The following is a 21341-nucleotide window of genomic DNA, read 5'->3' on the forward strand; positions in this document are numbered from 1 at the left end:
CACGCTCGTCGTGGCCCGGCAACTTCGCGAGCGGCAGCCACGGCTGGTTCAGTGATGCGGCGGCCCATGAGGGGCCCCTGCTCGTCGAGTTGGCGGCGATCACGGCTTTCGGCGCGCTGGCGACTTACCTCCTGGTACTCGCCTGCTTGGAGCGGCGGGAGCCCGACACGATCACCGGTGAGGTGCTGAGGGTGGAGTCGCGCAGGGGCAAGGATGTGGCCCGGTTCCTGGTCCTCGACGAGGGGAACACGGACCTGACCACCGCCTGGGCGCTGCCCGCGGCCTCGCAAGGCATCGCGACCGGTGCCCAGGTGCGGCTGAGGGTCTCGCGGGGCACCCGCACCATCCGCTCCGCGGAGCTGGTGAGGGCCGCCATGCCGGAAGGTGACCGGGTGAAGGCCGCCAAGCAGGACGCCTCTTGAGGAAGAAGGTGCTCCGGAGCGCCTCCGCGGTGAGGCGCTGCGGACGCCCGCCCACGTGCTCATGCGGCCAGGATCTTCGGCAGCCGGGCCGCCGCCCGGGGGCGTCCGCAAGGCACTCCTGGTTTTCGAGGACCGAAGCGGCGGTGCGATGCCGCCGACCCGATCGGCACCGGCTACCGCGCAGGTGACGTTGGCGTGACCAGCAGCGCGGGAAGGGGCGGTCCGGCCGAACGGCCGGACCGCCCCTCTGCGGTGGGTCCGGCGGGCTTACGCGAAGCCGACGACGCCGCGCGGGCCGTAGTGCTCCTCGAGGCGTTTGCACTCGTCGTCGCTCAGCTGCAGGCCGACCGATGCGACGGCGTCGTCCAGGTGCTGTGGCTTGGTCGCACCGACGATCGGCGCGGTCACCCCCGGCTGCCCCAGCAGCCAGGCCAGCGCGACCTGGGCGCGGGTGACACCGCGCTCGTCCGCGATCGCCGCGACGGCGTCCACGATGTGCCGGTCGGTGTCCTGGTAGAGGGTCTTGCCGAACTCGTCGGTCTCGCTGCGCGCGCTGGTGGTGTCCCAGGCCCTGGTGAGCCGGCCGCGGGCCAGCGGGCTCCACGGGATCACCCCGACACCCTGGTCGGCGCACAGCGGCAGCATCTCCCGCTCCTCCTCGCGGTAGAGCAGGTTGTAGTGGTTCTGCATGCTGACGAAACGGGTCCAGCCGTGCCGCTCGGCGACGTACTGCGCCTTGGAGAACTGCCAGGCGTACATCGAACTCGCCCCGATGTAGCGGGCCTTGCCCGCCTTCACCACGTCGTGCAGGGCCTCCATGGTCTCCTCGATCGGCGTCGTCGGGTCCCAGCGGTGGATCTGGTAAAGGTCGACGTAGTCGGTGCCCAGTCGGCGCAGGCTGTGGTCGATCTCGGTCATGATCGCCTTGCGGGACAGCCCGCCACCGTTGGCCCCCGGCCGCATCGTGCCGTGCACCTTGGTGGCCAACACGATCTCGTCGCGGCGGGCGAAGTCGGCGAGCGCCCGGCCGACGATCTCCTCGCTGGTGCCGTCGGAGTATACGTTCGCGGTGTCGAAGAAGTTGATCCCTGCCTCGACGGCCTGCCGTACGAAGGGCCGGCTGGCCTCCTCGTCCAGCGTCCAGCTGTGGTTACCGCGGTCGGCGACGCCGTAGCTCATACAGCCCAGGCAGATGCGGGAGACGTCGAGACCGGTCGTGCCGAGTTTCAGATAGTCCATGGCCGTCCACCCTACGTCGACGTCCGGTCGCCCTCACCGGGTGCGAGGCATCGGTCGAGCACCGAGGGCCAGGGACCGTACCCCGAGACAGGGTTGAGATGGCCGCCACCGTGTGCGGCACGGGAACGGCCCCGGGCTCCCTGTTCGTCACCCGCTTTGCTCCGCGGTACTGCCCTGCGGCTAGTTTGTCTGCAGGACAGGTACGCAGGCCCGTGGTGGCAGAGGTGCACGGGGGACGGGAGGACGGCAAGAGTGTCGCTGCGCGGAGGCGATCCAGCAGAGATCGGCGGTTATCCGCTCGAGGCGCGGCTCGGCTCGGGTGGCATGGGCACGGTCTTTCTGGCCCGTACGAGTTCGGGGCGACCTGTCGCGATCAAGCTGATCCACCAGCAGTTCGCGGGGGACGACGAGTTCCGCCTCCGCTTCCGGCAGGAGGTGGCGGCGGCGAGGCGGGTGAGCGGCGCGTTCACCGCCGCCGTGGTCGACGCCGCCCCTGAGGCCGAACAGCCGTGGATGGCGACGACCTATATCGAGGGGCACACGCTCGCCCAGCACATCGCCACGAAGGGCCCGCTGGACGGAGCGGAGCTGAGGAGGCTGGCCATCGGGCTGGCGGAGGCGCTGCGCGACATCCACCGGGTGGGGGTCGTCCACCGTGACCTGAAGCCCTCGAACGTCGTGCTCTCGCCCGAAGGCCCGCGCGTGATCGACTTCGGCATCTCGCGCGCCGTGGACCAGCAGACGCTGACGATGACAGGGCGGGTCATCGGTACGCCGCCCTTCATGTCGCCGGAGCAGTTGCAGGCGCCGCGTGGTGTGGGGCCGCGGTCCGACGTCTTCTCGCTGGGGACGCTGTTGGTGTACGCAGCGACGGGCCACGGGCCCTTCGACGCGGACAGCCCGTACATGACGGCATATCAGGTGGTGCACGAGGAGCCGTCGCTGGGTGCGGTGCCGGTGGCTTTGCGTGCGGTCGTCGAGTCGTGCCTGGACAAGGAGCCCGAGGGGCGCCCCTCGGCGGACGAACTCCTCGTGCTGCTGCGGGACCTGCCGGCCGACCTCGGAGGGACCGATGCGGACGGGGGCGGCGCGGCCCGTACCCGCGACATGGTCACCCAGCATCACCTCGCGACGCCGGCCACCCCGGCGCCGAATGCCCCGACCACCGCACCGACCGGTCCCGAAACCGGGAGCACCGGCACCCCCATCGGCCGCCGTCTGCGCAAACGATGGCGTCCTGTGCTCGCGGCCGCGGTCGCGGTGGCAGCGATCGGCGGGGGAGTCACCGCGCTGAAGGCGGGCGGCTTCGGGTGGAACAGCGTCGGCGACAAGGGCAACAGGGTCGCGGCGCCGGGTGCCGTACTACCGGACGGCTTCGAGCCGTGGCGCAGGACCGTGCCGGGCGGTCGCGAGGACATCCCCGACGAGCTGCGTTGCGTCGCGCGCGGCGACGCGCTGTTCTGCGGGGGCGGCGGTGTCGTCGCGACCCGTATCAGGGCCCTGGACGGCTCGCGGGTGTGGACGGCGAAGAGTCCGGGCGTCCCCGTCCAGGGCATGCACCTGGTGGGCGCCACCGACGACACGGTGCTCGGTTACCGCTTCGCCGCCCAGGGCGCCCCGCAGGACCCTCCCACCGAGGTGGTGGCCATCGACGCGGACAGCGGCCGGGAGCTGTGGTCCGTACCGTCCGGCGGCCGGTCGACGGCCGTCACGGGTCGGACGCAGGACGCTGTCGTGGTCGGCTCCGCCGTCGTGACGGTCGACGCTTCCAACTCACGCTTCGAGGCCCGGGACGCGCGCAGCGGTGAGGTCACCTGGACGACGTCGTTCCCCACGAGTGCTCAGTGCGCTCCCGTTCCGGTGGGCACACAGCTCTTCGCGATGTGCGCGACGGATGCGGAGATGGATGCCTCCGAGGTGCGTCACCCCACCCTGTACCCGGTCGACCGCGCCACGGGGACACTGGGCAGGCCCGTCGCGGTCGACGGCCCTGCCGTGCCGATGGGCGTCGCCGACGGCAGTCTCGTACTCCTTCAGGAGCACAGGGAGGGAACGGCGCTGACCGGCTACGACGGGGTGGCGCGGGTCGACCCGGCCTCGCGGAAGGTCACGTACTCCCGACTGGCCAAGACATACGCGGGGACGCCCGGCATGGCGGACGGCACCCTCTACGTGAGCGGGCAGGCGGGTCTCGTCACGGCCCTCGACCCCGCGACCGGCCGGAAGAAGTGGTCGCGGCAGACGGGCGTGGAGGGCGCGTCGGGCCCCGTCGCGGGTGCAGGCGCGCTGTATTTCAGCTCGGCCACCGGACGGGTGGTCGCGCTGGCGCCGTACGACGGCAAGCCCCTGTGGACAACAGATCCGACGACCGACGGTCTGACGGGCGAGCAGGGCGCAAGCCCGCGCGTGACCGTTGCGGGGCGTGCGTTGATCGTGGCCGCGGCCGAGAACACTCTCTTCGCCTTCGACGCGCAGAAGCCGCCGAAGTCGGGCTGACTCCGGCGGCACCGGCCGCGCTTCCCGGACCCAGGCCCTCCCGGCCCCGAACCGCCTCTCCACGACCACTTCTCGGTGCGCGGCGTCGACCAGCGGCGTACGTCAGATGCGGGGGAGCGGCCTGACGCTCTCACGGATCACGATGTGCGTGCCCAGGACGTGTCGTTCGGGACCGGTGGCCGGTGGCCCGTCCAGCGCGAGCCGGACCGCGGTGCGGCCCAGCTCCTCGGCGGGGATGTGGACCGTGGTCAGCCGCGGGGTGACCTCGGCGGCCACCGGGTCGTCGTTGTAGCCCACCACGGAGATGTCCTCCGGCACCCGCAGCCCGCGCTCCTGGAGGGCGCGCATCGCGGCAGCCGCGCTCTCGTCGTCCCCCGCGACGACCGCGGTGAAGTCGGGCCGCCCGTCGCACGCGTCGAGGAGCTCGCGCATCACCTCGTACCCGGCGATCCGGCTGAAATGGGTGCCGTGCAGCCGGGCTGCCGACGGCGGAAGCCCGTGGTCGGCGAGGGCCTTGAGATATCCGGCGACGCGAGCCTCGCCCGTGGTGTGCCCCGGTTCGTACCCCAGCAGGACGATTTCACGGTGTCCGGCGCCCAGCAGGTGGCTGGTGACGGCGTGTGCGCCCGCCTCGTTGTCGTACTCGACGACGATCGCGGGTACATCGGGTGCGGGCGTGGGCCGGCCGCAGAGCACCAGACGCGAACCGGCGGCGGCGAGCGCCTGGGCGTACTGCGCCATCCGCGCCCGGTAGTCCTCGTCCTCCGCGACCCCGCCGACCAGCACCACGGCCTCCGCCGCCTGCTCGCGCATCATCTGTACGACGGCGAGTTCGCGGGCCGGGTCACCTCCGGTCGTACACACCAGACAGAGGCGGTCGCGCTTGGCGCTCTCCTCCTCCACGCCCTGGGCGACCTTCGCATAGAACGGGCTGGTGACCTGGGAGATGAGGACGGCGACGGTCTTGCGACCGGTGCCGGCCAGAGCGCGGGCGTGCGGGTTGATCACGTAGTCGAGGTCCTTGACCGCGCGAAGCACCTTCGTCCGGGCACCGGCCGAGGTCGCATGGGTGCCGGAGAGGACCCGGGAGGCGGTCGCCACCGAGACCCCGGCACGCGCCGCCACATCACGGATGGTGACCCGTTCCCCCACCACTGCCCCCTCTTGTCGTTCGCCGCCCCGGGTGACAGCACTCGCGGCGGTCACCCGGGACCATCTTGCCCTACCTGCTGGTCAGTGGGTCGACTCGAATTCCTTGACCAGTTCGTCTGCGGCCTTGGCGCCGCCCTGGTCGCGCCACTTCTTGTAGATGGAGTCCCACTCCGAGAGCTTGCTGCGGCCGGAGATGATGGCGGTGGTCCCGTCCTTGAGAAGCTGGCCGAGGGTCGCGTTGTGCTTGCTGAGGGTCTCCGAGACCAGGCCCGCGCTGTCGTTGGGCTTCATCATCGGCATCACCTTCTGCTCCCAGGCGTGCACCCGCTCGGTGAGTTCGGGGTCGCCGGGCACGAACAGCACGGTGGGGGCGTCGCAGAGGTAGGCGAACGGCACATTGATCTTGTTCTCGATCAGGCCGAGCGAGGTCAGGATGGGACTGCCCGTCGCGTCGCGGGTGAAGTGGGTGTCCTCGACGCCGAAGTGCATCAGCTGATACTCCTCGGAGCCGAACGGCGAGGCCAGCCAGTCCAGGACCCGCAGGAGCAGTTTGATGCGGTCCTTCGACGCCTTCTTGAAGTAGGTGCCACCGAAGTAGCCGGTGTTCTGCTGGTAGTGGGGGGTCGCGCCGCTGACGGTGTACGGGGTGAGGACGTCGAGTTCGTATGCGCCCTTGATGCCTTGCTGGGCCGGGAGCAGGGAGCCGGCGAAACCGTCCGCCATGGAGAGGAGGGTGCCGTTGTAGAAGAGCGTCTTGATGTCGACGGTGGAGGTGGAGGAGGCGTCCGGGTAGAACACCTTGTCGTTGTTCCTGGCGACCAGGTACTCCAGCGTCGCCTTGAACTCCTCGGTGCCCCACATGTCGACGGCCTTGCCGTCCTTTATCTCCCAGTCGTTGGGGGCGCCGTGCCACATGGCGTGGGTCTTGTGCCCGTAGACGGTGGACATGGACGAGCCGAGCGCGAACTTCTTCGACGTCGAGGCCTCCTTCACCACGGCCGCGAAGTCGGCGGCGGACATCCCCGGCCTGTAGCCGGCCGCGTCGAAGGCGGTGCGGTTGATGAAGATGGCCTCGTTCGGCTTCGGGCGTTCGATGGGTACGCCGTAGAGCCGGCCCGCGATCCGGCCCAGGCCCTGCCAGGAGTAGGTCGGGATGTTGGCGAGGTTGGGGTACTCCTTGATCGCGTCGCCCGACAGGAACTCGGTGAGATCGGCGCAGCGTGCCCGTACGAACTGTTCCTTGCTGGGCAGTACGTGGCCGCCGCCGACATTGATGATGTCGGGCAGGTCGCCACCTGCGATGACAGTGGCCATCTTGGCGTCGAAGTCCGCGTCGGGCACGACGGTGAACTCGATCTCCACACCGAGGGCTTCGTTCATCGCGGCCCAGTACTTGTTCTGCGAGGCGGGCTTGGGCGGGGTGCCGTAGGTGATAGTGATGACCTTGATCTTCTCGCCCCTGCCGGGCTTGTCCGCCACCGCCTTGACCAGCTTGTCGGGGTAGCGGGTGTACCCGGCCTGTACGCCGTCGGCGGACGGTGCGAGTTCGGGCGTGGGTACGGGGGCGGCGACGTAGGCGGGCCAGGGCGCCAGCTTCGTACCGGCGTTGCTGACCTGACGGTCCTTGGAACTGGTGGAGCACGCGGCGAGTGCGGCGGGGGCGGCGATCGCGGCGCCACCGGCGGCGATGGAGCGCAGCAGGGTGCGGCGCGAGAGGGAGGAGGACATGGCGAGGTAAACCCTTCGAGTCGGCTCTGGGGCTGGGGTGTCGGAGAGGTGGGGTCAGCTCTTGATGGCGCCGGTGAGCACGCCTTTGGTGAAGTACTTCTGCAGGAAGGGGTAGACGATCAGGATGGGTACGGTCGCGATCACGAGCACTGCCATCTGCGTCGTCTGCGGGGCGGAGATCATGCCTGCCTCGCTGGCCCCGGTGTCGGCGATCTGTGCGCCACCGATGACGTAGGTGCGTAGGACCTGCTGGAGCGGCCAGTGGTCGGAGTTCATGTAGATCGAGGCATGGAACCAGGCGTTCCAGTAGCTCACCGCGTAGAAGAGGCCGACGACCGAGAGCGCGGCCTTGGACAGCGGCAGCACGATGCGCCACAGGGTCTGCCAGTCGCCCGCGCCGTCCAGGCGGGCGGCTTCGTACAGCTCTTCGGGGATCCCCTGGAAGAAGCCGCGCAGGACCACGAGATTGAAGACGTTGATGAGTACGGGCGCGATCAGTGCGGCGTAGTTGTCGAGCAGTCCCATCCCCTTGACCAGGAGGAAGGCCGGGATCATGCCGGGCGGGAAGAGGAAGGTGAAGAGGATGAGCATGAGTGCCGGCTTGGCGCCGAAGACCTTGGGACGGCTCAGCGCGTACGCGAGGAACGTCGTGCAGGCGAGCGAGAGGAGCGTCCCGAAAAGGGTGACGCCGACGCTCACCCCGAGCGCCTTGGTGACGATGCCGCCGTCGAGGATCTGCCGGTAGGCGCGGGTGGTCGGGTGCGAGGGCCAGAGCACCCAGCCGCCGTTGTCGACCACCTCCTGGTTGGAGGCGAGGCTGGTGGAGACGATCACCAGGAAGGGAATCAGGACCAGGACGAGCAGGACGGCGACGGCGACGGCCTTGCCCGCCTGGGTGACGGGCCTGGGCTTCTCCGCCCAGGCGGGACGGACGTGCCGGGCCGGACGTGCGTGATGTGCGGCGGTGGTCACTTGTAGATCCCCTGCTCTCCGAGCCGGTGTGCGACCTTGTTGGCCGCGAAGACGAGGGCCGCGCCGACGACTCCCTTGAAGAGGCCCGCCGCGGCCGCGTAGCCGGTGTCGCCGCCGACCAGGCCCTGCCAGAAGACGAAGGTGTCGAGGATCTCTCCGGCGCCGGGTCCCACCGTGGACCGTTGCAGCAGCATCTGCTCGAAACCGACGGACAGTACGTCGCCGAGTCGCATGATCAGCAGCAGCACGATGACGGGTCTGATGGACGGCAGGGTGACGTGCCAGAAGCGGCGCCAGGGGCCGGCGCCGTCGATGGCGGCCGCTTCGTAACTCTGCTCGTCGACCTGCATCAGGGCGGCGAGGAAGATGATCGTGCCCCAGCCGGCGTCCTTCCAGACGACCTGGGCGACGACGAGCGGCTTGTATGCGTCGGGGTTGCCGATGATGTCGACGGCGTGCAGCCCGGCATCGCCCAGAGCACTGTTCAACAGGCCCGTCGAACCGAGAACTTGCTGGAAGAGGGCGACGACGATGACCCAGGACAGGAAGTGCGGCAGGTAGACCACGGACTGCACGAAGCGGCGCAGCAGGTCCGAGGTGAGGCCGTGCAGCAGCAGGGCGATGGCCAGCGGTACGGGAAAGAAGAAGATCAGTTGGAGCAGGGCGATCGCCAGGGTGTTCCAGGTGGCGTGCCAGAAGTCCGGGTCACCGAACATCCGGCTGAAGTTCTCGACGCCGACCCAGGGGCTGGCCCACAGTCCGTCGAACGGCACGTACTCCTTGAACGCCACGACGTTGCCGATGAAGGCGCCGTAGTGGAAGAGCAGGAAGTACGCCAGCCCCGGGAGCATCAGCAGCACGAGGGTACGACTCGACTGGAAACGCTTCCACCACTGACTCTCTGAAGGAATGGCCGAGTTGAGGTGATACGTCCGCTCGATGGGTGGCTCAACCGCTCCGCCGTCGGTCCGATTCTCTGTCACCGTGGGCACGGCAACCCCTCCGTCGTGGGAACAAGGTGCGAGGAATCTAAAGCGGTTACATGAGGGGGTCAACCCATCGCGCCCTTACTGCTCTTGACCTCTTGGGAGAAACCGCTCTAACCTCCTGCACTGTTGTGGAACCGGTTACAGGCAAGGAGTGGGCATTCGTGGCCGACCGACCAACCGCCGTGCTGGCCATGGGACTTGACGTCGCCCCAGCGGTGTTCCCGCCCGGGCTGCGTGAACGGCTCCGGCGCTGCGTCGATTTGACGGACGAGCCGCTGACCGGATCGCTCACCGGAACGGAAGCGGGCGCCGTCCTCGCCGATACCCAGCTCCTGATCACCGGCTGGGGCTGCCCGCCGCTCGCCGCGGACGTACTGGCCCTGGCACCACGGCTGCAGGCGATCGTCCACTCCGCGGGGTCGGTCAAGAGCCTGGTCACGGAGGCGGTGTGGGAGCGCGGTCTGCTCGTCTCCTCGGCGGCGGACGCCAACGCGGGCCCCGTCGTGGACTACACGGTCGCCGTCATCACCCTCGCCTCGAAGCGTGCTCTGTCCACCGCCGCGCGCTATGGGGAGAGTTGGCCCGCGTTCTCGGAGCGGGAGGGTGCGGACGGCCGGACGGTCGGCATCATCGGCGCCTCCCGTATCGGCCGCGGCGTGCTCGCCCGGCTCTCCGCTTCGGACAGCGACTACCGGCTTCTGCTCGCCGACCCGTACGTCACCCGGCGGGAGGCCGCGTCTCTGGGTGCTGAGCTGGTCCCGCTCGACGAACTCTGCGGCCGTAGCTCGGTGGTGAGCATCCACGCCCCCCAACTCCCCGAAACGCTGCATCTGATGGACGCTGCGATGCTGGCGCTCGTCCCGGACGGTGCGACCGTCGTCAACACGGCCCGTGGCAGCCTGCTCGACACCGACGCCCTGACCCGCGAGTGCGCCTCGGGCCGTCTGGACGCCTTCCTGGACGTCACCGACCCGGAGCCGCTCCCCGCCGGCCATCCGCTCCTCACGCTCCCCAACGTCCTGACCACCCCGCATCTTGCGGGTGCCCAGGGCAGCGAGGTGCGCCGCCTCGGCGTCTACGCCGTCGAGGAGGCGGAGCGCTTCGCTCGCGGGGAGCCCCTGCGCGGCGGTCTCGGGCGAGCCGACCTGACTCGGCTCGCCTGAGGCCGCTCACCGGCGAGGTGGCATGCGGGAACGGTGGAGCGGGCCGGCTCGGTGAATTGCTCGGGCGGATGGTCGGGCGGCGGTTTCGCCTCCGTGGAGCGTCCGCGGGCCGGCGCTTTTGTGCGTCCTGGGTCTTTACGCCGTCGTCATGGATGGTCTAGAACGACAGTCATCCGATGTTATGCGAGCCCAGCGCCTGATTTCTGCACGCTGCAGTGCAGTCATGCATGAAGGCAGATGCATTCATCGGACCACTACGTCAACACCGTTGACTGTGAGCCGTACGCCCTGGAGGGCATCGTGCAGAAATTCCCCCGCCGTCGCCGGCGGGTTCCGTACAGACGGGTCGTCGCGCTCTGCTCGGCGGCGCTCACCGCCCTCGCGGCCACCGCCGTGGTCGACGGCGGCACCGCCGCCGCGGCCGCGGGACCGACCACCGCCTGGAAGCACGGAGACTTCGCGCTCGACCCGGCAGGTGTCGTCAGCCGCTCCGACATCGTGCTCGGTTCGCCGAACTCCGACCCGACCGCGTCCATGCCGCTGGGCAACGGATCGCTCGGCGTGGCGGCCTGGGCAGCGGGCGGCTTCACCGCCCAGCTGAACCGCTCCGACACCATGCCGGACCGCAAGTCGCCCGGCAGGCTCAACATCCCCGGCCTGTCCGTCATTTCACATGCCGCCGACTTCCGCGGGCAGCTGGACCTGACCGACGGCGTGCTGCGTGAGTCCGGCGGCGGCATGTCGATGAAGGCCTGGGTCGCGGCGGAGAAGGACGAGCTGATCGTCGACGTCTCCGGCGCGGACCCGGACGTCGCGCAGACCGCCACCATCAACCTGTGGTCGCCGCGCAAGCCCACCGCCGCCGTGTCCGGCACCGTCGGCACCCTGGCCGAGACCTGGGCCGACGGCAGTCCGCCGATCGGCAGCGGAAGGACCTTCGGCTCGCTCGCCGCCATCACCGCGGGCGGACGTCGGGTGAGCACCGTCGTCAGCGGCCCGACACAGGTCAAGGTCAGCTTCACCCCGCACGCCGACGGCACCTTCCGGGTCGTCGTCGCCTCGCCGGGCTGGACGGGCGGCGACGCCGCCAAGACCGCCGCCAAGGTGATCGGCCATGACGCGACCGCGTCCGTACGGAACCTGACGTCCACGCAGGACCGCTGGTGGGACGACTTCTGGGCGCATTCGGGCCTGATCGCGATGAGTTCGGCGGACGGCAGCGCCGAATACATCGAGAACCTGCGCACGCTGTACCTCTACGAAGAGGCGGCGTCGATGAAGAAGGGCATCTACCCGGGCAGTCAGGCCGGCGAGGCCGACATGTTCGCCTGGAACAAGGACGCCCAGACCTGGACGCCGTCCGCGTACTGGCTGTGGAACCTGCGCACCCAGATCGCAGCGAACATGAGCTCGGGCAACTACCAGCTCAACACCCCGATCTTCGACATGTACGCCGACGACCTGCCCGCCATCGAGGCGTGGACCAAGCAGCAGATGGGCGGCCGTCCTGGCGCCTGTCTGCCGGAGACGATGCGCTTCAACGGCAACGGCATCTCTCCCGGGGTCGGCGAGAACGGCTCGTGCAGCGAGCCGGGAAGCCCCAACTGGAACGCCCTGGACATCTCCTCGGGTCCTGAGGTCGCGCTCTACATGTGGGAGCAGTACCAGGGCACCGGCGACAAGGCCGCGCTGAAGCGGTACTGGCCGTTCATCAAGTCGGTCACCGAATTCCAGCTGGCCTACCAGACCGTGGGCGCCGACGGCCTGCTGCACGCCGACGCCAACGCCCACGAGACCCAGTGGGCGGTCCATGACCCGACCACCGACATCGCGCTCGACCAGGCGGTCTTCCCCTTGATCGGCAAGATCGCGCGTGTGCTCGGCACCGACCGCGGCGCGGACAAGGCCCTGGTGGCCCGCGTCGCCACCGCGCAGACGCAGATCCCGCCCTACCCGCGCACCGACCAGGCCACCCGCGGCCGGCTGCTCAACCCCGGCTACACCGCGGCCGAGACCGCCGCCGCGGACGCCACCGGCACGGACATGATCGCGATCTCGTACGAGCCGGCGGCCGAGCGCAGGAACGGCGAGAACATCGAACTGGAGCCGCTGTGGCCGTGGAACACCATCAGTGACCAGGACGCCGACCTGTTCTCGCTCGAGCAGCGCAGCTACGCGCACCGGCCCAACAAGGGCGGCAACGACTGGTCGATGGACGCCATCGACGCGGCCCGGCTGCAGAACCCCGCCGAGGTGCGCACCAACCTGATCTCGCTGACCGAAGGGCACCAGGTCTACCCCAACGGCTTCGCCGACCTCGGCAACTCGGTCGGCTTCCAGCCCTATATCGAGCAGGAGTCCGGCGTCGCGACCGCGGTCGGCGAGGCGCTGGCCCAGGAATACGACGGCATCGTCCGCTTCGCCCCGGCCTGGCCGGCCGAGTGGAACGGCGCGGGCAGCGTCTACATCCAGGGCAGGAGCAAGGTGGACGTGCAGGTACAGGGCGGCAAGCTGGTCACCGCCGCGATCGAGGCCGGCACCTCAGGCACTCTGCGGGTGAAGAACCCGTGGCCGGGGAAGCCCACCGAGGTCGTGGACGGCAAGAGCGGCCATGTCGTCGTCCGTGCGAGCACCGCGGACCTGCTGAGCGTCCCCGTGAAGTCCGGCAAGTCCTACCTGGTGCAGCAGGTCGCCGCTCCCACCACCGCTCTGCCGTTCGCGCAGGTCACCGGTAGCGCGCCGGCCACGGCCCGGCACCTGGGCGGCGTACAGCTCGGCCTGGACGCGGCCGGCCGGTCCGGCAGCGCCACCGTCGGCACCGTGCTGGGCGGCACCAACCGGGACTACGGCCTCGGCCAGACCGAGGACGCCGGCTCCCCCACCACCGCGGGTGACGTGGCCGGGCTCACCGCCCGGACCACAGAAGGCGACCTGTCCTTCGACGTCGCCGACGACGTGGCCGCGAGCGGGTCCTACGACGCCAAGGTCACGGTGTCGTACTACGACTCCGGCACCGGGTCGCTGTCCGTGCAGTACGACGCCGGGGCCAAGGACCGCTACCACGAGGCCGGCACCATCGCGCTGACCGGCACCGACACCTGGAAGACCGCGGACGTCACCCTCAAAGGTGCCTGGTTCGGCGGGCTGCAGAGCGCGGGCGGCGACCTGCGGCTGCACTCGGCGGCCGGGCCTTTCACCGTGCACAGCGTGGGCCTGACGGTCACCGGCGCCTGGGTGCCCGACCGGCGCGCCTTCCCGCCGGCCCCGGCGATCACCACCCCGCGCGGCGGCGCGACCGTCAAACTGGGCTCGGCGGTGTCCGGTACGGCGATCCCCGACGGCACGGTGACCGTGCGCGAGGTGTCACGGGTGCTGTGCACCTCCACCGCGGACGACGGCGGCGCCTGGAGCTGCGCCCCCGACGGTGGCTTCACCCCGGGGCGGCAGACCGCCACGGCGACGGTCGCCGACCCGGGCGGCATGGTCAGCGACGCCTCGGCCGGGGTCGCCTTCGACGCCTCCGACCTGCCGCCCGGCACCGCCGTGGTCGGCGCGGTCGTCGGCGCCACCGACCACGCGTACGGGATGACCGAGGACGAGCGGCCCTCGGGCGGCTTCGACGGCCCGACGACCGCCTCGGTGGTCGACGGCCTGTCCGCGCGCACCAGCACCCAGGGCAACATCTACTTCGACGTCGACGACTCGATCGCGCACGCCGGGTACTACACGGCGACCTTCACCCTCTCCTACTACGACCAGGGCACCGGTTCGTTCTCCGTGCAGTACGACAACGGCGGCTCCGACCCGTACAAGTCCACCGCGGGAATCACGCTGACCGGCAGCAACACCTGGAAGACCGCGACCGTGACGGCCACCGACGCCTACTTCGGCGGCCAGCAGCACTCGGCGGCCGACTTCCGGCTGCGTAACGGCAGTGGTCAACTGACGGTGCACAGTGTGGCGGTGAAGATCAGCGGTGACGGCGTCCCGAACGTCACCGACTTCGCGCCGGCGGTGAAGGTCGCCTCGCCCGCGGCGGGCGGCACCGTCGGTGCCGCCCCGGACGTGTCGGGGTCCGCGGAGCCAGGTGCGACGGTCACCGTGACGTCCGACGATGCGGCGCTGTGCAAGGCCGTGGTCTCCGACAACGGCAGTTGGACCTGCACCGGGTCAGGCGAACTTGCCGCGGGACCGCACACGTTCGAAGCCACCGCGGCCGACCCGACCGGCACCCCGGCGGAATCGGCCATCGTAAAGGTGACGGTGGCGTAACCAGCAGCGCGGCAGGGAGCGGTCCGGCCGAACGGCCGGGCCGCTCCTGTCTGTCGGGCCCTGCGGGCTTCCGCGAATCCGACGATGCCGCGTGGGCTGCAGCGCTCCTGGAGGCGCCCGCACTCGTCGTCGCTCACCGCAGGTCGACCTGTGCCTCCGCTCGCGAAGGGGTGAGGCCTTGTCAGGACTCCTCTTCCTGGATAGGACTGTCGTGGGGTGATCACCGGAACTCGCGCGTGCCGTGAGGGAGGTCATCCGGTCATGGTTGCCGGGCGCTTGGTGGAGGTGACGATCAGGGTGATGACCGTGGGCGCCATCTCGGGGGGACGACCAAGGGTGTCGGGCCGAGCGGCGTTGCAGCGTCAGGTCGCCGACACGCGTTTCCGGGACCGGCGTGATGTGCCTGTCGACGGGCCGGCCTGCCCTGCCGCCGCCGTGGCTGAGGTTGTGGGCGACCGAGGTGAGATCCCGGCGGAGCCCCGCGAGCGACGGGCGTCCTCGTGACCGTGGACGGCGACCACTCCGTTCGCCTCGAAGGCGTCGGCAGCGATGGGTCGTCCCGCATCCGAGCCACGCATGGCGGATGCGCGTCCGGTCGCGGGCCGTGAGGAGCGCATGCGCACGGATCGGGTCAGGGCTTCATGGCGCGAGGACGCCGAGCTCATCGCGCCCGGTCGGGCGGTGCGGCGACGTGGCGGTCCGACAGGCATGCCGTGCCGGCCGGACAGGGCGTCACGGTGCCGGCGGCTGGCCCCTGCCCCGTCCACAAGATCACGTGAAGCTGCACGGATTCCCCTCGAAGGAAGAAGGAGCCACTCATGAGCCATGCGCAGAACCCCGGACCGAGCCGACGCCGCGTCCTGGGCGGAGCCGCCGGGCTGGCCGTTGCCGCCGCGGGGCTGCCGTCCGGCACCGCGTTCGCCGCATCGGCGCCGAATTCGGCCGATGAGGCCAGCTGGCGCAGGCATGCCGCCCGGGTGACGATCACGCGGGACGACTGGGGCGTTGCGCACGTCGTGGGCGAGACCGATGCCGACGCGGTGTTCGGGATGATGTACGCGCAGGCGGAGGACGACTTCAACCGGATCGAGCAGAACTACCTCGTTGCCCTGGGACGTCTTGCCGAGGCCGAGGGCGCGATCTGGCAGGACCTGCGTCAGCGGCTGTTCCTCGACCCCGAGGCTCTGAAGAAGGAGTACGCGAAGTGCCCGGCGTGGCTGCGCACGTTGATGCAGGCGTGGGCGGGCGGACTCAACTACTACCTCGCGACGCACCCTGAGGTGCGCCCGCGTGTGCTCGACCGATTCGAGCCGTGGATGCCGTTGAGCTTCTCGGAAGGCAGCATCGGCGGCGACATCGAGTCGGTGCTGCTCACCCAACTCGAGGCCTTCTACGGTGAGCGGGACGTCCCGATGACCGACGAGGAGCGTGGGCTGGTGCTGCGTGAACCCACGGGGTCGAACGGCATGGCCATCGCGCCGAGTCACACGCGGGACGGCCATGCGCTGCTGCTGATCAACCCGCACACCAGCTTCTTCTTCCGTGCGGAGCAGCATGTGACGAGCCGCGAGGGGCTGAATGTCTATGGCGCCGCCACCTGGGGGCAGTTCTTCATCTATCAGGGCTTCAACGCGCACACGGGCTGGATGCACACGACGAGCGGCGTCGACAACATCGATGAGTTCGCCGAGACGATCGTGACGAGGGCCGACGGAACCCGGTCCTACCGATACGGCCGCGAACTGCGCCCCGTCACCACGAAGACGATCACCCTGTCCTTCCGCACCGAGAAGGGCGGGCAGGAGGAGCGCAGCTTCACCACGTTCGCCACCCACCACGGCCCGATCGTGCGCGAGGCGGACGGCAAGTGGATCGCGTGTGCGCTGATGAACAAGCCGGTGGCGGCGCTCGAGCAGAGCTTCCTGCGCACCACGACGCAGAACTACACGCAGTACCTGAAGATCGCGGGACTGAAGGCGAACAGCTCGAACAACACACTCTTCGCGGACTCGAAGGGTGATATCGCCTTCCTGATGCCGCAGTTCATGCCGGTGAGGGACGCCCGATTCGACCGTCTCAAGCCCGTCGACGGCAGTGATCCGGCGACCGACTGGCATGGACTGCACAGCCTGGACAGCATGCCGAAGGCCGTGAACCCGAAGAACGGCTGGGCCTTCAACACCAACAACTGGCCCTGGACCGCCGCCGGCGCGGACAGCCCTGTCGCGGCCGACTACCCACGCTACTTCGACCGGGTCGGTGAGAACCCGCGCGGGCCGCAGGCGGTCCGGGTGCTGACCGCACGCGACGACTTCACTCCGCAGTCGCTGATCAAGGCCGCGTTCGATCCGTACCTCACCGCCTTCGCGCGGCTGGTGCCGGACCTCGTCGCCGCCTGGTACCAACTACCGGTGAGCGACGGGCAGAAGACGAGGCTGGCCGGTCCTATCGGCCTGCTCCGAGACTGGGACCACCGGTGGGGCGCGGAGTCGACGGCGACGTCGGTGGCCGTGTTCTGGGGTGAGGACCTGTGGGCGCTCACCTCCCAGGCGGCGGCGGACGCCGGGATGTCGGTATGGGACTACATGGCCGACCGCGCCACGGACGCGCAGCGGCTCGGCGCGCTCGAGACGGCGACGAAGCGGCTGCAGCGGGACTTCGGCAGCTGGAAGGTGCCGTGGGGCGAGATCAACCGCTACCAGCGCAACGACGGTGCGATCGTCCAGGAGTTCAACGACGCCAAGCCGAGCATCCCCGTGCCCTTCACCTCGTCGCGATGGGGCTCCCTCGCCTCGTTCGGAGCCAAGGCCTACCCGGGGACGAAGCGCTACTACGGCACCAGCGGCAACAGTTTCGTGGCGGTGGTGGAGTTCGGGCCGCGACTGCGCGCCTGGGCGGTGACGGCGGGCGGGGTGAGCGGGCATCCCGACTCGCCGCACTTCGACGACCAGGCCGAGCGCTACGCCGACGGCGACCTGCGGCGCGTCTACTTCTATCCCGATGACCTCGAGGGCCATGTCGAGCGGAGGTACCGGCCGGGTAGGTGACCGGTCGCCCGGGAACGGGCGCGGTCGGGTGTGCGGTGTGCTCTGTGCGATCTGAGCTGCCGGGCATCGCTGAGTTTCCCTGAGCGGAGCGGCGCGGTTGTCTGCGTCAGGGGCCGTCTTCGGACGGCCCCTGACGCATGGAGACCGTACGTGTGGCCGCCCCCGTCTTCGGTTCGCCACCGGCAGCGACTTGCCGCGCTCGGGCACGGATGGCAGGTCGAGTGATCGGGTGGGCCGGGCTCAGGAACAGGCGGTGAGGAATTCGATGAGCGCCGCGTTCACCTCGGCCGGGCGCTCCTGCTGTGTCCAGTGTCCGCAGCCCGCCAGCTTGAGTGGCTTGCGCCGCAGGTCGGGCATCAGGCCGGGGAGACGTTCGATGAGTTCGGGCGTGCCTGGAAAGGCGGGAACAGGGTCGCGGTCGCCGTAGATGTACAGGGCGGGACGGGTGACGACCGAGCCTTGCCATGGAGCGGTCAGTTCCCAGTTGCGGTCGAGGTTGCGGTACCAGTTGAGAGCACCGGTGAAGCCCTTGGAGAAGCTTTCGGTGAGCGTGTCGAGATCGTCCTCGGTGAACCACTCCGGGAGTGCCTCGGGGTCCGGCATGTCCGCGAGCCAGCCGCGCTCGGGGTCGACCAGCGGTTGCTTCCCCGCGTCGGCGCCGGGAGCGTCACCGGAAGCCGAGTAGAAGAATTTCCGCAGGGTGGTTCGCGTGTCCTTCGCGAACTCGGCGTCGGCGACACCGGGACGGTTGAAGTAGTTCCAGTAGAAGCGGCCGCCGAACCTCTTGTCCATGGCGACCAGCGGAGGTTCGGTACCCCGGAAGGGGGGTGGCACGCTCAGGCCGGCCACCCCGAGGACCATGTCCGGTCGGAGCAGCGCGGTGTGCCAGGCGACCGGCGCGCCCCAGTCGTGTCCGACGACGTACGCCTTCTCCTCGCCCAGTGCCTGGATCAGGCCGACGACGTCGCCGACCAGGTGGAGGATGCTGTACGCATCGACGGCGTCGGGACGGTCGCTACGCCCGTATCCACGCTGGTCAGGGGCGACTGCTCGGAAGCCCGCATCGGCCAGCGGACCGAACTGGTGGTGCCAGGAGTGCCATGACTCCGGGAAGCCGTGCAGGAGCACCACGAGGGGGCCTTCGCCTTCCTCGGCGATGTGCAGTCGGACCCCGTTCGTGTCAATCATCCGATGCTCAACCATGTGCTTGAGCGTATACGTCATGACCTTCCGACAGCGTCTCCACTGCGCGGCGGCGCAGGTCATCGGTCTGCTGGGAGCCCGCCCCTTTCGTCTCGCCGTGGGTCGGCGCGGTGCCGTCCGGAGAGCGCATCGTGGGCCGTGCGGCAACCACCAGGGATGACCCGATGGAACGCGTTGTCGCGGTCGGATGCGATGTCGGTGAAGGGGGAATTCGCCATACGGGACTCCGCCGGGGTGCGGCCCTCCTTGTGGGAGGGACCGCACCCCACAACCTCAGCCCTGCGAGGCCATGGCGGGCGGGGCGGCGTCGACGCCCCAGCTCGTCGGCTTGTCGGAAAGCTTGATCCTGATCGTGCCGGAGCGGAGCAGGTCCTTGTGAGAGAGCCAGTTCTGGCGCAGCTTGCCCTTGTCCGTGTCCACGGAGGACACGTACTGGAGCTTCGACGCGTTGGCGCCCGGGGCCTCGATGCCGATCCTGCGTCCGTGCTCAGGCCGGATCTCGACCTTCTCGAACATGGGCGCGGTGACTATGTAGTCGGCGGAGCCCGGCTGGGCCTCGAAGATGCCGGTCATGGCGAAGACGAGCAGCGACGAGGTGGCGCCGAGGTCGTCGTTGCCGGGCATGCCGTACACGTCGTCGGTGAAGAGCGTCCGCATGGCCCGCAGCACGGCCGAGGTCTTCCACGGTGCGCCGGTCCACGCGTACATCCATGGCGTGTGGAAGTCGGGCTCGTTGTTGGGGTTGAAGGCGAAGTTGTTGTGGTAGTCGTACGCGCCGGTCACCCATGACTCCGAAGCGGCCTTCGCCGGGTCGGTGAGCACGGTCGGCATGTCGAAGAACTTGTCGAGCCGCTGCTCGGCCTTCGCCTGGCCGCCCATGAGCCCGAAAAGGGTCTGCGGGTCCTGCTGGGCGAGCCATTCGTACTGCCATGCGGTGCCCTCGTGGAACGCGCCGGCCTGGGCCGGGTCGGGGTCGCCCGCGACGGTGCCGTCCGCGTTCTTCGTGACCGGGAACCCTGAGAAGCCCTGCGACGTGACGTCGGGGTCCCAGAGCTTGGTGAAGTTGTCGCAGCGCGAGGCGAGCGTCGCGGCCTTGTCCTTGTAGCCGAGGCGGCCGGCCATCGTGGACAGCGCGCAGTCGGCGAGGGAGTATTCGAGCGTGGCCGAGCCCGCCTGGCGACTGTCGCCGTACTTGTAACCGGGCAGGTTCTGGTAGCCGACCCAGCCGTTCTTGACGTACGTCGGGTTGCCGTCACGCCCGCGGAAGATCGACTGGTCCGCGGGGACCTCATTGACGTTCTTCCAGAGCGCGTCGAACAGCCGGCGCGAGGTGCGGTTGTCGAGCAGGCCGCGGTTGTAGATGTCGACGATCCACGGGGTGATGGGATCACCGCTCATCACGTTGGTCTCGCCGTTGCCGAGACCCCAGCGCGGCAGCCAGCCGCTGTCCTCGTAGATGCGCAGTACGGACTTTGCCATGTCCGCGGCCTTGTCCGGGTGCAGCAGGGCCACCAGTTGGTTCTGCGAGCGGTAGGTGTCCCAGAGCGAGAACATCTGGTAGTAGGTGGAATCCGCGCGATGCACCTGGTCGTCGAAGCCGCGGTAGCGGTTGTCGACATCGGACCCGATCGACGGGTGCAGCAGCGAGTGGTAGAGCGCGCTGTAGTACGTGCGCTGGTCGGCGGTGCTGCCACCGGCCACGCGCATGCGGTTCAGCTCGTCCTGCCAGGCGTCGTGCGCGCCGGTGCGGGCCTTGTCGAACGACTTGGGCTGCTCGGCCTTGCGGTTGAGCCGCGCGCCGTCGACCGAGGTGTAGGAGAGGCCCACCGAAGTGCCGACCTGGTCACCCTTGGCCGGGTCGAACGTCACCCAGGCGCCGGCACGCTTGGCGCCGCGCGATGCTTCGCGCCGGTCCGGGGTGAGGGTGCCGTCGGTCCAGGTTCCGAAGTTCGAGAACTTCCGGTCGAACTTGGCGCTGAAGAATATCCGGTAGCGTTCCTTGCCGGTCTCACCGCAGAAGTTGCCCCCCTGGACCCAGCCTTCCACGGTGTCGTCGCCGACCACCTCCACGTCGCCGGCGTAGGTGCTGCCGTTGCTCTCGCCGGCCTCGATGAGGACGTTCTGGGGGCCCGATCCGGCGGGGTAGGTGTAGCGGTGTTGGCCGGTCCGCTGCGTTGCGGTGAGCTCGGCCCTGATGCCGTTGTCGAACTTCACGCCGTAGTAGCCCGGCGCGCGGGTCTCGTTGTCATGGCTGAACTTCGCACCGGACTGCGCAGGGTCGGACGATGTGACCGCACCGGTGGTCGGCATGAAACGGAAGTTACCCATCGTCTGGCAGCCGACGCCCGAGAGGTGCGTGTGGCTGAAGCCGAGGATGGTGTCCTGCTCGTAGTCGTAGGAAGCGTACTTGTTCAGCTGCGTGTCAGGGCTCAACTGCACCATGCCGAACGGGGCGGCGGCACCCGGGAAGGTGGTCCCGTCACCGTTGTTGCCGATCGACGTGTCGACCAGTGTGGTGGGGTCATCGGCGAACTTCGGTCCCCGCTCCTCGGCGTTCGCGACGCCGGAGGTGACGGAAGCCGCGGCCACGGTGGTGGCTATCAACAGGGCGGTGACCACGCGTTTCAACGCTCTCATCGCGATCCTCTCGTACGACAA

The 21341-nt window shown here is 69.4% G+C and carries 12 protein-coding genes; 5 read left to right on the top strand and 7 right to left on the bottom strand.

The genetic code is table 11. The features are described from left to right. The first annotated feature begins 89 nt into the window (after nt 1-89). The gene (locus tag OG963_RS37245; RefSeq protein WP_371799880.1) at nt 90-422 is read left to right on the top strand and encodes a hypothetical protein; all 333 of its coding nucleotides are present in this window, start codon (nt 90-92) and stop codon (nt 420-422) included. A gap of 267 nt (nt 423-689) precedes the next feature. Here the strand turns inward: OG963_RS37245 and OG963_RS37250 are convergent, their stop codons facing one another. Then, the gene (locus OG963_RS37250; protein WP_371799881.1) at nt 690-1661 is read right to left on the bottom strand and encodes an aldo/keto reductase; all 972 of its coding nucleotides are present in this window, start codon (nt 1659-1661) and stop codon (nt 690-692) included. 252 nt (nt 1662-1913) lie between these two features. Between OG963_RS37250 and OG963_RS37255 the strand changes: the two genes are divergently transcribed. Then, nucleotides 1914-4157, top strand: a complete 2244-nt coding sequence (locus OG963_RS37255) for a PQQ-binding-like beta-propeller repeat protein (RefSeq protein ID WP_371799882.1) — start codon at nt 1914-1916, stop codon at nt 4155-4157. A 102-nt stretch (nt 4158-4259) separates the two neighbouring features. On the opposite strand, the gene OG963_RS37260 is transcribed toward OG963_RS37255, so the two are convergent. The 4 genes from OG963_RS37260 to OG963_RS37275 form a co-directional block, all read right to left on the bottom strand. After that, a complete protein-coding gene (locus OG963_RS37260; RefSeq protein ID WP_030922128.1) occupies nt 4260-5309 on the bottom strand; it encodes a LacI family DNA-binding transcriptional regulator in 1050 nt (349 codons plus the stop codon). An 81-nt stretch (nt 5310-5390) separates the two neighbouring features. Next, nucleotides 5391-7037, bottom strand: a complete 1647-nt coding sequence (locus OG963_RS37265; RefSeq protein ID WP_319330320.1) for an extracellular solute-binding protein — start codon at nt 7035-7037, stop codon at nt 5391-5393. Nucleotides 7038-7091: 54 nt separating this feature from the next. Then, on the bottom strand, nt 7092-8009 hold the full coding sequence (locus tag OG963_RS37270) for a carbohydrate ABC transporter permease (RefSeq protein WP_319739978.1): 918 nt from the start codon (nt 8007-8009) through the stop codon (nt 7092-7094). Beyond that, the gene (locus OG963_RS37275) at nt 8006-8860 is read right to left on the bottom strand and encodes a sugar ABC transporter permease (RefSeq protein WP_093777803.1); all 855 of its coding nucleotides are present in this window, start codon (nt 8858-8860) and stop codon (nt 8006-8008) included. Before OG963_RS37275 ends, OG963_RS37270 begins: the two co-directional genes overlap by 4 nt. 299 nt (nt 8861-9159) lie before the next feature. Between OG963_RS37275 and OG963_RS37280 the strand changes: the two genes are divergently transcribed. The 3 genes from OG963_RS37280 (at nt 9160) to OG963_RS37290 (ending at nt 17480) form a co-directional block, all read left to right on the top strand. Continuing rightward, on the top strand, nt 9160-10161 hold the full coding sequence (locus tag OG963_RS37280; protein WP_256223842.1) for a hydroxyacid dehydrogenase: 1002 nt from the start codon (nt 9160-9162) through the stop codon (nt 10159-10161). Nucleotides 10162-10398: 237 nt separating this feature from the next. After that, nucleotides 10399-14433 (top strand): Ig-like domain-containing protein, encoded by a 4035-nt coding sequence (locus OG963_RS37285; RefSeq protein WP_371799883.1) that lies wholly within the window; start codon nt 10399-10401, stop codon nt 14431-14433. Between the two features lie 818 nt (nt 14434-15251). Further along, nucleotides 15252-17480, top strand: a complete 2229-nt coding sequence (locus OG963_RS37290) for a penicillin acylase family protein (RefSeq protein ID WP_371799884.1) — start codon at nt 15252-15254, stop codon at nt 17478-17480. 240 nt (nt 17481-17720) lie between these two features. Here the strand turns inward: OG963_RS37290 and OG963_RS37295 are convergent, their stop codons facing one another. Together OG963_RS37295 and OG963_RS37300 are read right to left on the bottom strand one after the other, a co-directional pair. Next, the gene (locus tag OG963_RS37295; RefSeq protein WP_093777807.1) at nt 17721-18683 is read right to left on the bottom strand and encodes an alpha/beta fold hydrolase; all 963 of its coding nucleotides are present in this window, start codon (nt 18681-18683) and stop codon (nt 17721-17723) included. Between the two features lie 273 nt (nt 18684-18956). After that, a complete protein-coding gene (locus tag OG963_RS37300) occupies nt 18957-21320 on the bottom strand; it encodes a GH92 family glycosyl hydrolase (protein ID WP_371799885.1) in 2364 nt (787 codons plus the stop codon). Nucleotides 21321-21341: the final 21 nt, after the last annotated feature.

This window comes from Streptomyces sp. NBC_01707, assembly GCF_041438805.1.
Lineage (GTDB): Bacteria > Actinomycetota > Actinomycetes > Streptomycetales > Streptomycetaceae > Streptomyces.

Excerpts from the sequence above, each read along its gene's own strand:
- OG963_RS37290 (WP_371799884.1), top strand. The coding sequence starts at position 15,252 with ATGAGCCATGCGCAGAACCCCGGACCGAGCCGACGCCGCGTCCTGGGC.
- OG963_RS37300 (WP_371799885.1), bottom strand. The coding sequence starts at position 21,320 with ATGAGAGCGTTGAAACGCGTGGTCACCGCCCTGTTGATAGCCACCACC.
- OG963_RS37250 (WP_371799881.1), bottom strand. The coding sequence starts at position 1,661 with ATGGACTATCTGAAACTCGGCACGACCGGTCTCGACGTCTCCCGCATC.
- OG963_RS37295 (WP_093777807.1), bottom strand. The coding sequence starts at position 18,683 with ATGGTTGAGCATCGGATGATTGACACGAACGGGGTCCGACTGCACATC.
- OG963_RS37265 (WP_319330320.1), bottom strand. The coding sequence starts at position 7,037 with ATGTCCTCCTCCCTCTCGCGCCGCACCCTGCTGCGCTCCATCGCCGCC.
- OG963_RS37285 (WP_371799883.1), top strand. The coding sequence starts at position 10,399 with ATGCATTCATCGGACCACTACGTCAACACCGTTGACTGTGAGCCGTAC.
- OG963_RS37275 (WP_093777803.1), bottom strand. The coding sequence starts at position 8,860 with ATGCTCCCGGGGCTGGCGTACTTCCTGCTCTTCCACTACGGCGCCTTC.